Raw genomic sequence first — 13,490 nt, forward strand, 5'->3', positions numbered from 1 at the left:
TGAACATGCCTATATACCGCAAAAGTCCCGTGGCGGGGCGGAACGAATTGATTCGAATGGGAGCGTAACCTTATGGGTGCGATGAGTATCTGGCACTGGCTGATCGTGATCGCTGTCGCCCTGCTGCTGTTTGGCGGCGGAGGCAAGATCTCCTCGATCATGGGCGATTTCGGCAAGGGCCTGCGCAATTTCAAGAAGAGCATGAAGGAAGAGGGCGACGAGCAGGGTTCCGAGACGGAAGCCGCCAAGAGCCTGAAATCCGAAGAGTCCGCCGGGACCGAGTCCAAGGCCGATCAAGCTCAGAAAAGCTGAGCGGACTAAACTCTTTACGGCCTTCCGGCGTCTTGCGCCGGAAACGGATGGGCCCGCGAGCGGGCCGTCCGCTCGCGTGACTGATGGTATGCGCTGATGTTTGATCTCGGCTGGCAGGAATTCATGCTGATCGCGTTCGTCGCGGTGGTCGTTGTGGGACCGCGCGACCTGCCGCGCGTCGTGCGATCGATCAGCACCTACATCCGCAAGGCGCGGAGTGTGGCGCGTGAATTCCAGAACTCTCTCGAAGAGGTGGCCCGCGAGGCCGAGCTGGACGAGCTGCGCAAGGAAGCCAAGAGCATCTCGAGCGGGGACCTCGAAAAGAAGGTCAACGACTGGGTCGACCCCGCGGGCGAGACCAAGAAGGAGATGGAGCGGATCGCGAGCCAGGCCAAGGACGCAGCCTCATCGCGCCCGGTCGATACTCCAGCGGCCCCGGGTGCTGCGGGAAAGCCGGAGGCTGCTTCGGAAACGCCAACGGTCGAAGAGGCGCCGACTTCCACTGAAACGAAGAGCGCCGAGAAAAGCGCTGCGGCCGGACAATAATCCATGAGTGACGAAATCGAAGAAAAGCGGATGCCGCTGCTGGACCATCTGGTGGAGCTGCGGACCCGGCTGATTTATTCGTTTGCCGCTTTCCTGGTCGCTTTTTTCGCCTGCTACGCGGTCTCCGAGCAGATCTTTTCCTTCCTCGTCGCGCCGCTCGCGCATCTGACGGAGGGGGAAGCCGGGCGCCGGATGATCTACACCGCGCTGCACGAGGCCTTCTTCACCTACCTTAAGGTCGCCTTTTTCGCCGCCGCCTGCGTCGCCTTTCCGGTGATCTCGATCCAGATCTGGCAGTTCATCGCACCGGGCCTCTACAAGGACGAGAAGACGGCCTTTCTCCCATTCCTGATCGCGACTCCGGTTCTGTTCACGATCGGCGCCGCGATGGTCTATTACCTGGTCATCCCGCTCGCCTGGAAATTCTTCCTCGGCTTCGAGCACCCGGGTACGGATGGCTCGCTGCCGCTGGTTCTGGAGCCGAAGGTCGACCAGTATCTTTCGCTGGTGATGCGGCTGATTTTCGCCTTCGGCGTCTGCTTCGAGCTGCCGGTCCTGATGATCCTGCTCGCAAAGGTCGGGATTGTGACGTCGTCCGGGCTCGCCAAGAAGCGCAAATACGCGATCCTCATCGCCTTCATCGTCGCGGCCATACTGACGCCGCCGGACGTCATCTCCCAGGTGCTGCTGGCTATCCCGGTCGCGATTCTCTACGAGATCTCGATCATCGGTGCCCGCATCGTCGAGAAGAAGCGCGGCTACGATGCCGACGAATTCGAGGATGACGACGACGAGCCCGAGAGTCCGTCTAGCACCGCCACCTGACGCCAGGGCGCGCCGGTAAGCCACCGGCGCCCGCCGCTGGACCCGTCGGGTGGCACTGCCTATAAGAGTTCACCGGGTTTCCGAACAGAATGCCGAACAGAATGGACGTGTGAGATGCACGATATCAGATGGATTCGCGAGGACGGAGCGGCCTTCGACAAGGCCATGGCGCGCCGCGGCTTCGAGCCGCAGGCAGGCGCCATCCTCGAGATCGACAAGAAGTGGCGGGATGCCACGACCGAACTGCAAACCCTGCAGCAGCGCCGCAACGAGGCCTCCAAGGAGATCGGCAAGGTGAAGTCCCAGGGGGGCGACGCCGATGCGCTGATGAAGGAAGTGGCCGACATCAAGGCCCGCATGCAGCAGCTCGAGGAAGACGAACGGTCGCTTTCCGAGAAGCTCGACGCGGCACTGTCCGGACTGCCGAACATTCTTGCCGACGACGTGCCGGACGGGCCCGACGAGACCGCGAATGTCGAGATCCGCAAGGTGGGGCCGGCGGCGCAAGGCAACGCCAAGTCGGCGGATCATGTCGCCATTGGCGAAGGCCTCGGCATGATGGATTTCGAGACCGCGGCGAAGCTCTCCGGGGCGCGCTTCACGCTTTTGAAAGGCCAGCTGTCGCGCCTTGAGCGTGCGCTCGCCAACTTCATGCTGGATATCCACACCGGTGAGTTCGGCTATACCGAGGTCTCGCCGCCCTACATGGTTCGCGACGCGGCGCTCTACGGCACCGGACAACTGCCGAAGTTCGGCGAGGACCTGTTCCGGACGACGGGCGATCACTGGCTGATCCCGACCGCCGAAGTGCCGCTGACCAATATCGCCAACGGCGAGATCCTCGCGGAAGAAGAACTGCCGCTGCGCTTCACCGCTTATACGCCCTGCTTCCGCTCGGAAGCGGGATCGGCCGGGCGCGACACGCGGGGCATGATCCGGCTGCACCAGTTCAGCAAGGTCGAGCTTGTCTCCATCACCCATCCGGACAAGTCCGCAGAAGAGCACGAGCGGATGACGAACTGTGCCGAAGAGGTGCTGAAGCGCCTCGGGCTCTCCTACCGCGTCGTCACGCTCTGTTCGGGCGATACCGGGTTTGGCGCGCGCAAGACCTACGATATCGAGGTCTGGCTGCCGGGGCAGGACAACGGCAAAGGCATGTATCGCGAGATCTCGAGCTGTTCGAACTGCTGGGATTTCCAAGCCCGCCGCATGAAGGCCCGCTACCGGGTCGCCGGCGGCAAGCAGACCGCCTTCGTTCATACCCTGAACGGCTCCGCCCTCGCGGTCGGCCGCACCCTCATCGCTATGCTGGAGAACTACGCCGAAGAAGACGGCTCGGTGTCCGTGCCTGAGGTCCTGCAGCCTTACATGGGCGGCCTCACGCGGATCTCCGCCGGCGGCTGACGGGAGAACGCTCCATGGCCTGGCCGCTCGATCACTCCAAGGCGCGCATCCTGATCTCGAACGATGACGGCTTTTACGCACCGGGACTTCAGGTCCTGGTGCGGATCGCCCTCTCGATCTCGGACGATGTCTGGGTCGTGGCGCCGGAGACGGAACAGAGCGGAGCGGGCCACTCGCTGACCCTGCGCCGCCCGCTTCAGGCCCGGGAGCATCAGCCGAACTGGTATTCCGTGAATGGCACGCCGACCGATTGCGTGTTGCTGGCGGTAAACCTGCTGATGAAGGAAAAGCGCCCGGATATCGTGCTCTCCGGGGTGAACCGAGCCGGTAATCTGGCCGAGGACATGACCTATTCCGGGACCGTGTCCGCGGCCATGGAAGCGACCATTCTCGGCGTCCCGGCCATTGCCTTCAGCCAGGAAGTGATCGACGGCGAGGCGGCGGACTGGACGCCGGCAGAAACGTACGGCCCGGATTTGCTGCGGCGGATCCTGAAGCAGGGTTTTCCCGCTAACACGCTGCTCAACGTCAACTTTCCTCCCGTCCCGGCGGAGCAGGTTAAGGGGATCCGGGTGACGGCCCAGGGGCGCCGGAAGAATGGCGACGATATCATGGAGGTCATCGATCCGAGGGGCGCGACACATTACTGGATCGGCCATATGCAGAGCATGCGGCCCTACGCGCCCGGGAGCGATCTCGAGGCGATCGATCATGGATATATCTCGGTCACGCCGATCAAGATGGACATGACCGACAACGAGACCCTTTCCGACCTTCAACAGGCCTTTGCGCCCGAGCGCGCAACCGGATGAACGGCCATGACGCTTGAGGAAAGCAAGATCCGCCTGATCATGGAACTGCGCCGGGAGGGTATTTCGGACGCGGCCGTGCTCGGCGCGATCGAACGCATCCCCCGGGAAATCTTCATCCCGGCACCGATCAAGACCTTCGCCTATGACAACCGGGCGCTGCCGATCGGTGCGGGGCAGACCATCAGCCAGCCCTATGTCGTCGCCTACATGACACAGGCACTGAAGCTGGACGACCGGTGCAAGGTGCTGGAAATCGGGACCGGCTCGGGATACCAGACGGCGATCCTCGCCAAGCTCGCGCGCCGGGTCTATTCCATCGAACGGCACAAGAGCCTCTCGGAAGAAGCGAACGCGCGCTTCAAGCAGCTCGACCTGCACACGATCTCCACGCGGATCGGCGACGGCAGCAAGGGCTGGCCGGAGCAGGCACCGTTCGACCGGATCATCGTCACTGCGGCCTCCGAGGACGTTCCGGAGCAGCTTCTGGAACAGCTCGCCATCGGCGGCATCATGGTCGTCCCGATCGGCCCGCAGGAAGGGACCCAGCATATCTTCCGCTTCACCCGGACCGAGGAGGGAATCGAGCCGGAGCGAATGCTCCCGGTGCGATTCGTTCCGTTGATCGAGAGCGAGGCGCGGGACAGCGCCTGAAATGTCCGGTGCCGCCGCAAGTTAGCGGTATCCTTCCTCCGTTGCTTGAGCCCCGGGTTCGCAAAACCTAAACTCGCCCCATGGCCGAAAAGCGTTCACGATTTTTGGTGGCGGTCGCGCTCCTGCTGCTGACCGGTCTGCTCGCCTCCTGCAGCGGAAACGCGCCGCGCCTCGCGAACTCGCGTCCGGATGCCGGCGTGCGCCTTGCCATTCCGCCCGGCGGCAGGATCAGCGCCGGCCCGAACGACACTGTCTACGAGATATCCCGGCGCTACGGCGTGCCGGTGCGGGACATCATCATCGCCAACGGCCTGCAGCCGCCATACCGGCTGAGTGTGGGGCAGGACCTCCGTCTGCCCGCGCCGAGCAATTATCTCGTGCGACCGGGCGACACGGTGTTTTCGATCTCCCGACGCTTCAATGTCGACATGCGGACGGTCGTGCAGATGAACGGGATCGCAGCGCCGTACCAGATCCATGTCGGCCAGGAATTGCGTCTTCCCTCGCAGGAAATCGCCGCAGCGACGCCGAATGTCGCTCTGCCGGAGGGACCGGGCGCGCGCGGCAGCCGGACCCGGACAGCTTTGCTGACCCCGGGAACCGTGGCGCTGCCCGAACCCAACCCGCGCAATCCTGTTGGGGCAGCGCCGGCCGTTTCCAATGTCAGGCCCGCGCCGGCACCTGTCAGTCGGCCTGTCGCTCAGGCCCCGGCCCCTGATGCGAAGACCGGACTCGAAGTCGCGAGAATCCGACCTCCGGAACGGACCGGTTCCAGCTTCCGCTGGCCGGTGAGGGGAAGGGTGATCGCCAATTTCGGGCCACGTCAGGGCGGTTTGCACAATGACGGGATCAATATCGCCGCGCCGCACGGCGCCCCTGTCGTCGCGGCCGAGAACGGGGTCGTCGCCTATGCCGGAGACGGACTTCCCGGCTTTGGTCGGCTTCTGCTGCTGAAACATTCCGATGGCTGGATCACCGCCTACGGCCATACAGACAAGCTGCTGGTGAAGCGCGGTGACGTGGTTCGCCGGGGTCAGACCATCGCGACGGTCGGGTCCACGGGCAGCGTCGACCGCCCGCAGCTGCATTTCGAGATCCGCAAGGAAAAGCGCGCGGTCGATCCGCGGCAGTATCTGGAAAAGATCTAAGCCGTCGGGCTCAGTCGAGCTTCTTGCCGAGATCGCCGGCCAGATCCTGGATGAACTGCCAGGCGACGCGGCCGGAGCGGGCTCCGCGAGTCACCTGCCATTCCTTCGCCCGCGCGCGCAGGTCCTCGGCGGAAATCGGTAGGTCATAGGCACTGACATAGCCTTCGATCATGGAGAGGAAGGTATCCTGGTCACAGGCATGGAAGCCGAGCCAGAGACCGAAACGGTCAGACAGCGAGACCTTCTCCTCGACGGCCTCGCCGGGATTGATCGCGGTCGAACGTTCGTTGTCGATCATGTCCCGCGCCATCAGGTGGCGGCGGTTGGAGGTCGCATAGAACAGCACGTTGGACGGGCGGCCTTCGACGCCGCCTTCAAGAACCGCCTTGAGCGACTTGTAGGAATTGTCCGCAAAGTCGAAAGAGAGATCGTCGCAGAACACGATCAGACGCCGCTCGGTCTCACGCGCGAGATTGAGCAGGCGGGGCAGGGTCTCCAGATCCTCGCGATGGATTTCGACCAGCGCCAGGATCCCGTCGCGCTTGCTGTTCACCTCGGCATGCACGGCCTTGACCAGCGAACTCTTGCCCATGCCGCGCGAGCCCCAGAGCAGCGCGTTGTTGGCCGGCAGCCCGCGGGCGAAACGGTCCGTATTCTCGTAGAGCTGTTCGAGCTGCGGGCCGACGCCTTTCAGAAGCGAGATATCGACACGGTTGATCTGCCTTACCGGATCGACCTGGCCGGTCTGCGCATTCCAGACGAAGCCCTCGGCATCGCCAAGGTCGGCGGCCTTCGCCGGCGGCGGCGCGATACGTTCGAGGGCGTCTGCAATACGGGTGAGAATCTCGAGTTCCCGGGCGTCGGACATGTCATTGAACCTTAAGAAGAGTATCGAACCAGGCCCGACCGCCAGGGGGCTGGGCGGCGGGAAAGTATCACACGCCGCCGCTCCGTCAATTCAATGGGGTTCCGGCCATTGAAATTGCCGGGCGGGGCTTTATAGTCCGCCGTTCCGAGTTTTCGGCTGCATCCGGCGGAAATGGCTGGCAGCAAGGCCGTGAAACGACTATGTGAGCGGGGTATGCGCAGAGCCGCAATTGACCCGTGGCAGTTTGGGAGAACTTAATGCTCATTTCACCGGCCTATGCACAAGCGGCTGGCGGAGCCGGCGGTGGCTTCGATCTGATGGCGTTCCTGCCGCTGATCCTGATCTTTGTCGTCTTCTACTTTCTTCTGATCCGTCCGCAGCAGAAGCGGGTCAAGGAACACAAGGAGATGCTCTCCAAGGTTCGCCGGAACGACGTCATCGTCACGAATGGCGGCCTCGTCGGTACGGTCACCAAGGTGATCGAAGACAAGGACGAGCTGCTGGTCGAAATCGCGGAAGGCGTGAAGGTCCGTGTCGTGCGCAGCATGATCACAGATGTCCGCGCCAAGACCGAGCCCGCGAATACGGATTCGTCGGACAAGAAAGCGGCCTCCGAAGAGAAAAAATAAGACGGGATCGGCGCCGGCAACGGCGCCGAACGTCGTTCAGACTGCCCGATCCGGCTAGAGGCACTAGAAGATGCTCCAATTTCAGCCCTGGAAGATCACTGTTGTGGCGCTGGTCTGCGCGCTTGGCGTGCTGTATGCCGCGCCGAACGTGATCGAGCGCGACCTGACGCAGGACCTTCCTTCCTCCTGGCTTCCCGGCAAGAAGATCAATCTCGGCCTGGACCTACAGGGTGGATCGCACTTGCTGCTTGAGGTCGACGTCGACGTGGTCATTGCCGAACGGCTTGAGTCCATCGTCGACCAGGCCCGGCGCAATCTCCGGGAGGAGCGGATCGGCTATCGCGGCCTCGGGGTTTCGGGCGATACGGTCCGCTTCACCGTGCGTGAAGCTGAGGAACTCGATAAGGCGCGCGATATCGTGCGCCGGATCGATCCGCAAACCGAAACGCAAACCGATGTCGGCAATGTCGTCCGGATATCGCTGACCGAAGTCGCCATCCGCGACCTCAAGACCCGCGCGATCTCCCAGTCGATCGAAATCGTCCGCCGCCGCATCGACGAGACCGGCGTGCGCGAGCCGACGATCCAGCGCCAGGGCGACGACCGGATCCTGCTTCAGCTTCCCGGCGTCGACGATCCGGAGCGCATCAAGGCGCTGCTCGGCCAGACGGCCAAGCTGACCTTCCGTATGGTCGATACGACGGCCTCCGTTCAGGACGCCCTCCAGGGCCGGGTCCCGCCGGGCTCACAGCTGCTCGAAGCGGCCGACGAGCGCTCGGGGGCACCGCGGCACTATGTCGTGAAGCGCCGGGTCATGGTCAGCGGCGAGAACCTCGTCGATGCCCAGCCGAGCTTCCAGGACGGGCAGCCTGTTGTCAGCTTCCGGTTCGACAGCGTCGGCGGCCGCCGCTTCGGCCAGGCCACGTCGGAGAATGTCGGCCGGCCTTTCGCCATCGTGCTCGATGGCAAGGTGATCAGCGCACCGGTGATCCAGACCGCCATTCTTGGCGGGGCCGGTATCATTTCCGGCAGCTTCACGGTGCAGGAAGTCCAGGACCTTTCCCTTCTGCTCCGTGCAGGTGCGCTTCCCGCACCGCTTCAGGTCCTCGAAGAGCGGACGATCGGCCCGGGACTTGGCGCGGACTCGGTGGCGGCCGGCAAGGTCGCCAGCATGATCGGGCTTCTGCTCGTGATCGGCTATATGGTCGTCGCCTACGGCTTTTTCGGTCTCCTGGCCAACGCCGCACTGTTCTTCAACATCGCCCTGATTGTCGCCGTACTGTCGACACTCCAGGCGACCCTTACGCTTCCGGGCATTGCCGGCATCGTGCTGACCATCGGCATGGCCGTGGATGCGAACGTGCTGATTTTCGAGCGCATTCGTGAGGAAGTCCGGAACGGTCGAACGCCTATGGCGGCGGTCGAGGCCGGATATCAGCGTGCGTTCCGGACCATCGTCGACTCGAACCTGACCACGTTGTTCGCGGTCGCATTCCTTTATTTCGTCGGCTCCGGGCCGGTGAAGGGCTTTGCCGTTACGCTCGGGATCGGGATCATATCCTCGATGTTCACCGCGATCATGGTGACCCGTCTCCTTGTCGTGCTCTGGCTGCGTCGCAGCCGCCCGAGCGAACTGCCGATCTGAGGGAACTGAGAGATGTTCAAGCCACTTCGCATCGTTCCCCACGGAACCAACTTCCCGTTCGTCGCAAACCGCACGAAGGCGTTTGTCTTCTCGATCGCGCTGGTGCTGGCGAGCTTTGGCCTGATTCTCGTGAACGGGCTCAATTTCGGCATCGATTTCCGCGGCGGTATCCTGATGGAGATCAAGACCGAGGGACCGGCGGACATTCCGGCCCTCAGGTCTCAGCTCGGCGCTCTCGATCTCGGCGAGGTCGCGATCCAGGAATTCGGCGGGGAAAACGAAGTCCTGATCCGGATCCAGCGACAGGACGGCACCGAGGAAGAGCAGCTTCTCGCGGTCGAGGCGGTGAAATCCTCCCTCGGCGACAAGGTCGATTACCGCCGGACGGAGTTCGTCGGACCCACGGTCGGCGCGGAACTGATCGAGGCCGGTATGCTCGCCATGCTGGGCGCGCTCGGGGCGATCCTCGTCTACATCTGGTTCCGCTTCGAATGGCAGTTCGGCGTCTGCGCCCTGATCGCGCTGGCCCACGACATCATATCGACCTTCGGGCTGTTCGCTCTGAACGGGCACGAGTTCAACCTGCCGACGGTCGCCGCGATCCTGACCATCGCCGGTTACTCGATCAACGATACCGTCGTCGTGTTCGACCGGGTGCGCGAGAACTTCCGCAAATACAAGAAGATGTCGCTCGCGGAGCTGTTCAATCTCTCGATCAACGAGACCCTGTCCCGCACCACCATGACTTCCTTCACGACTTTGCTCGCGCTTCTGGCGATCTACTTCTTCGGGGGAGCAGTGCTGGCGGACTTCGCGCTGGCGATGATCTGGGGCATCGTGATCGGCACCTATTCCTCCATTTTCGTCGCGGTTCCGTTGCTGCTCTATCTGCAGCCGCGACGGGGCGACGAGGAGGACGAGGACCTGGGCGCGCCCGGGACCGTGCCGCAGGGAGCCGACGGACCGAAGGACTGATCCAATGGATGTGACGCCCCTGATCCCGGAAGGCCGCCAGCTGATCGAGGCTTACGGCGACGGGGCGTTCCGGATAACGGGCGAGCGCCATGCCGGCGCGGTGATCGTGTTTCCGGAAGCGACCTTCGCCTGGAACTTGAGCGGAATTTCGGGACTCTCGCTCGACGATTTCTCACTTGTGACCGAACGGGAGCCGGTTCCGGAAATCCTGTTGCTCGGAACCGGCGCGCGGACAGAGTTCGTGCTGCCGTCGCTCAGGGCGGCCGTGAGGGAAAAGGGGCCTGTGGTCGATATCATGGATACAGGGGCCGCATGCCGGACCTACAACGTGTTGCTGGCGGAAGGGCGCCGGGTCGCGGCGGCGCTGCTGCCCGTTGACTGACCGCGCCAGAGAAAGCGATATCGCTTTCTGCCGAGAGATCGCCGGTCGGGCCAATGCAAACCTGCTTCATGCGGCCCGTCTTCTCCCGCCTCCGCGCCAGGATTTCTTCTTCGCGAGCTACGCCGCCATGCGCCTTATCGACGATAGGGTCGATGACGATTTCCTGATGCGCCCGGCGCCGGCACGGACCGAGACCCGCGAGTTGATGCTGCAGGAGATCGATGCCTGGGAAGGGCAGTGTCTCGGCCACGCGGAACAGGGACCTCTCCCAGACCCGGTCCGGCGCGCAATGCAGGACATCGTGCTCGTTTCCGACCTCGGCGAAACGCCATGGCGGGGGCTTGCCGATGCGATGCGGCGCGATGTCGAAGAGCGGGAAATGGCGGATTGGGAGGATTTCCTGTCCTATGCCGAAGGCGCGACCGTCGCGCCAGCGACCGTCTTCATCTATCTCCTGGCGGCACAACCCGGTCGGACAGGTTTCCACTGCGATTTACCGGAGGCGCCGGTCACCTACGCAGTCGATCTCGGAATCTTCTGCTACCTCGTCCATATTCTGCGCGATCTGGCGAAGGATGCGGAGCGTTCGGACCGGCTGGTCACGATCCCTCAAAGCCTGCTCGCCGAGGCCGGGCTGGAGAAAAGCGGTCTCTCCGAAGCCGTGCGGGCTCGCGATCCCCGGATCTCGCAGCTGGCCGTATTGGTCCGCGCCAGGGCGAACGGGCACCTGGAGCTCGGACGCCAGTCGCTTGCTCGCCTGAAACCATTTCTTGGCCGGCGCGAGTATTTCGCGCTGTCGGGACTGATCCGGATCTACGAGACGCTGTTCGAACGGTTCAGCGCCGATTTCTTCGAAGGACTCGCCGCGGCGCCCGAACTGGAACTTTCGCTCCGCGCTGACCTTCTGAACGCGAGGGCCGAACCGTGACAGGCGACGGTAGCAGATTGACCGCTCCGGCGGCGATCCTCCGACAGCACGATCCGGACCGGTTCCGCTTCGCGCTGTTCGCTCCGCGGGAGTGCCGCGAAGCGCTTTTCACGCTCTATGCCTTCAACCACGAGGTCGCGAAGACCCGGGAGAGCGTCAGCGAGAGCATGATCGGCGCGATCCGCCTGCAATGGTGGCGCGAGAGTATCGAGGGCATCTATGCAGGCGAGCCGCGCCAGCATGAGGTGGTACTGCCGCTCGCCGACGCGGTGGCCGCTTACGATCTTCCGCGGGCGCCGTTCGATGCCCTGATCGACGCCCGGGAACGGGATCTCGAAGACCGCCCCATGAAAGATCTCGAGGAGGCGGAACGTTGTCTCAGGGCAACCACGGAACCACTGGTACGGTTGAGTGCTGCCATTCTCGATCCGTCGAACAGCGCCGTTCTCGAACCTTTGGCGGATATCGCCGCGGGACATGCTTTCATCGGCAAGCTGCGCGCAACGGCACACTTGGAGGCGCAGCGCCGGCCGTTCTTTCCGCGCACGCTGCTGGAGAAACATGGAGGCAGTCCACGCGCCTTTTCCGAACTGAAGGCGGACGAAGGCGCGCGCGCCGCCGTCAGGGAGTTGGCGGATCGTGCAAGTGCTTTGACGAGGCGAGGGCTCTTGAAGCTCCGGAAGACGAAGCGGATCACGCCACTGCTTTTGCCGGCGCGGCAGACCCGCTCACGGACCGACATGCTGAAACGGGTCGGCCACGATCCGTTCACCCAGTCTTTTGCCGCGCCCGATCCCTTCGATGTCTGGCGTTTCTGGATCGCCAGTCTGACACGCCGGTACTGATCTATTCGGCCGCCAACCGGTCGCCCGCGATCCAGCTGTCGAGGTCGCGCAATGCGCGGCCGGCCATGGCTGCCTTGCGGTCGCGGCCTTTCAGCTTGCGGCGCTTGCCGTTCGGCGTGATCTCCGGCTCGACGGGCGGGAAGAGGCCGAAATTCACGTTCATCGGCTGGAACGTCTCCGCGTCCGCGTCACCGGTGATATGGGCGAGGAGGGCGCCGAGCGCCGTGGTCCTCGGCGGCAGGGAAAGCTCCCGGCCGAGCCGTTCGGCCGCGGCGAAGCGTCCTGCCAGAAGCCCGATGGCGGAGCTCTCGACATAGCCCTCGACGCCGGTGATCTGGCCCGCGAAGCGCAGGCGCGGCAGGGCCTTCATGCGCAGCGTGCCGTCCAGCAGGGTCGGGGAGTTGATGAAGGTGTTGCGGTGAATGCCGCCGAGGCGGGCGAATTCCGCTTTCTCAAGGCCCGGAATGGTGCGGAAAACCTCGACCTGGGCGCCGTAGCGCATCTTGGTCTGGAAACCGACGATGTTGTAGAGCGTCCCGAGCGCATTGTCCTGCCGCAGCTGGACCACGGCATGAGCCCGCGTGCCGGTGCGCGGATCGGTGAGGCCGACCGGCTTCATGGGCCCGAAGCGCAGGGTCTCGCGGCCGCGCTCCGCCATCACCTCGATCGGCATGCAGCCGTCGAAATAGGGCGTGTCCTTCTCCCACTCGCGGAATTCCATCTTCTCCGCGGCGAGCAGCGCGTCTATGAAGGCCTCGTACTGAGCCTCGTCCATCGGACAGTTGATGTAGTCCTTGCCGTCGCCGCCAGGCCCGACCTTGTCGTAGCGCGACTGGAACCAGGCAACATCGAAATCGATGCTTTCCTTATGCACGATCGGCGCGATCGCGTCGAAGAAGGCGAGCGATTCCTGGCCAGTGAGTTTAGCGACCGCTTCCGAAAGCCCCGGCGAGGTGAGGGGACCGGTCGCCACGATGACGGAGTCCCATTCCTCGGGCGGCAGCCCCGCGATCTCGCCGCGCTCGACGGTGACGAGCGGATGTTCGGTCAGCGCTTTTTCGACGGCATTGGAGAAATGATCGCGGTCGACCGCAAGGGCGGAGCCGGCGGGAACCTTGTGCTCGTCAGCGGCACAGAGGATCACGGAACCGAGCCGGCGCATTTCCTCGTGCAGCACGCCGACGGCATTGGCCTCGGCATCGTCGGACCTGAAAGAGTTCGAACAGACCAGTTCCGCCAGACCGCTTGTCTGGTGGGCCTCAGTCTTCCGCTCCGGGCGCATCTCGTGCAGGACGACCGGCACGCCGGCCGTTGCCAGCTGCCAGGCCGCCTCGGATCCGGCAAGGCCGCCGCCAATGACGTGAACCGGGGAAATCTCGCTCATAGGGCTTCCAGTTTTCGCATTTTGCGCCAATTGGCGAAGAGATAGACTCTATGATCGGGAAACTCAACGTGCGCTCAATCCTTGCCTCGATGTTAACCAGTTTTTCAACTGTTCTCGCGAAACTGAACGGCAAAGC

15 protein-coding genes are annotated in these 13,490 nt (G+C 63.6%); 13 read left to right on the forward strand and 2 right to left on the reverse strand.

Translation table 11 applies throughout. From position 1 onward, the window contains the following. Positions 1-72 precede the first annotated feature (72 nt). The 7 genes from JJ959_RS00325 (at position 73) to JJ959_RS00355 (ending at position 5,698) form a co-directional block, all read left to right on the forward strand. A complete protein-coding gene (locus tag JJ959_RS00325) occupies positions 73-312 on the forward strand; it encodes a twin-arginine translocase TatA/TatE family subunit (protein ID WP_292879281.1) in 240 nt (79 codons plus the stop codon). A gap of 96 nt (positions 313-408) precedes the next feature. Continuing rightward, positions 409-858: a Sec-independent protein translocase protein TatB gene (gene tatB, locus JJ959_RS00330; RefSeq protein WP_292879282.1), complete on the forward strand. Its 450-nt coding sequence runs from the start codon at positions 409-411 to the stop codon at positions 856-858. Positions 859-861: 3 nt separating this feature from the next. Beyond that, positions 862-1,683, forward strand: a complete 822-nt coding sequence (gene tatC / locus JJ959_RS00335) for a twin-arginine translocase subunit TatC (protein WP_292879283.1) — start codon at positions 862-864, stop codon at positions 1,681-1,683. Between the two features lie 114 nt (positions 1,684-1,797). Continuing rightward, complete coding sequence (gene serS, locus JJ959_RS00340; protein WP_292879284.1) at positions 1,798-3,087, forward strand: serine--tRNA ligase; 1,290 nt, start codon at positions 1,798-1,800, stop codon at positions 3,085-3,087. A 14-nt stretch (positions 3,088-3,101) separates the two neighbouring features. Beyond that, positions 3,102-3,899 carry a 5'/3'-nucleotidase SurE gene (surE, locus tag JJ959_RS00345; RefSeq protein WP_292879285.1) on the forward strand — a complete coding sequence of 266 codons (798 nt, stop codon included), beginning with the start codon at positions 3,102-3,104 and terminating at the stop codon, positions 3,897-3,899. Between the two features lie 6 nt (positions 3,900-3,905). Next, a complete protein-coding gene (locus tag JJ959_RS00350) occupies positions 3,906-4,550 on the forward strand; it encodes a protein-L-isoaspartate(D-aspartate) O-methyltransferase (RefSeq protein WP_292879286.1) in 645 nt (214 codons plus the stop codon). A 107-nt stretch (positions 4,551-4,657) separates the two neighbouring features. Then, positions 4,658-5,698 (forward strand): LysM peptidoglycan-binding domain-containing M23 family metallopeptidase, encoded by a 1,041-nt coding sequence (locus JJ959_RS00355; RefSeq protein ID WP_292879287.1) that lies wholly within the window; start codon positions 4,658-4,660, stop codon positions 5,696-5,698. A 10-nt stretch (positions 5,699-5,708) separates the two neighbouring features. Here the strand turns inward: JJ959_RS00355 and JJ959_RS00360 are convergent, their stop codons facing one another. After that, the gene (locus JJ959_RS00360; protein ID WP_292879288.1) at positions 5,709-6,566 is read right to left on the reverse strand and encodes an ATP-binding protein; all 858 of its coding nucleotides are present in this window, start codon (positions 6,564-6,566) and stop codon (positions 5,709-5,711) included. Between the two features lie 257 nt (positions 6,567-6,823). On the opposite strand from JJ959_RS00360, the gene yajC reads away from it, so the two are divergent. The 6 genes from yajC to JJ959_RS00390 all read left to right on the forward strand — a co-directional run bounded on the left by yajC (position 6,824) and on the right by JJ959_RS00390 (position 11,970). Further along, positions 6,824-7,195 (forward strand): preprotein translocase subunit YajC, encoded by a 372-nt coding sequence (gene yajC / locus JJ959_RS00365; protein ID WP_292879289.1) that lies wholly within the window; start codon positions 6,824-6,826, stop codon positions 7,193-7,195. A 70-nt stretch (positions 7,196-7,265) separates the two neighbouring features. Then, positions 7,266-8,840 carry a protein translocase subunit SecD gene (gene secD / locus JJ959_RS00370; protein ID WP_292879290.1) on the forward strand — a complete coding sequence of 525 codons (1,575 nt, stop codon included), beginning with the start codon at positions 7,266-7,268 and terminating at the stop codon, positions 8,838-8,840. 12 nt (positions 8,841-8,852) lie between these two features. Continuing rightward, positions 8,853-9,815 carry a protein translocase subunit SecF gene (secF, locus tag JJ959_RS00375; RefSeq protein WP_292879291.1) on the forward strand — a complete coding sequence of 321 codons (963 nt, stop codon included), beginning with the start codon at positions 8,853-8,855 and terminating at the stop codon, positions 9,813-9,815. Between the two features lie 4 nt (positions 9,816-9,819). Next, positions 9,820-10,197 (forward strand): Mth938-like domain-containing protein, encoded by a 378-nt coding sequence (locus tag JJ959_RS00380; protein WP_292879292.1) that lies wholly within the window; start codon positions 9,820-9,822, stop codon positions 10,195-10,197. Next, positions 10,190-11,125: a squalene/phytoene synthase family protein gene (locus tag JJ959_RS00385; protein WP_292879293.1), complete on the forward strand. Its 936-nt coding sequence runs from the start codon at positions 10,190-10,192 to the stop codon at positions 11,123-11,125. Before JJ959_RS00380 ends, JJ959_RS00385 begins: the two co-directional genes overlap by 8 nt. Next, entirely contained in the window at positions 11,122-11,970 is an 849-nt protein-coding gene (locus tag JJ959_RS00390; protein ID WP_292879294.1) for a squalene/phytoene synthase family protein, read from the forward strand. The genes JJ959_RS00385 and JJ959_RS00390 overlap by 4 nt, the downstream gene beginning before the upstream one ends. Position 11,971: 1 nt before the next feature. Here JJ959_RS00390 and trmFO read toward each other — a convergent pair whose 3' ends face one another. Further along, positions 11,972-13,354: a methylenetetrahydrofolate--tRNA-(uracil(54)-C(5))-methyltransferase (FADH(2)-oxidizing) TrmFO gene (gene trmFO / locus JJ959_RS00395; RefSeq protein ID WP_292879295.1), complete on the reverse strand. Its 1,383-nt coding sequence runs from the start codon at positions 13,352-13,354 to the stop codon at positions 11,972-11,974. Positions 13,355-13,490 lie beyond the last annotated feature (136 nt).

This window comes from Nisaea sp., assembly GCF_017640745.1.
Taxonomy (GTDB): domain Bacteria; phylum Pseudomonadota; class Alphaproteobacteria; order Thalassobaculales; family Thalassobaculaceae; genus Nisaea.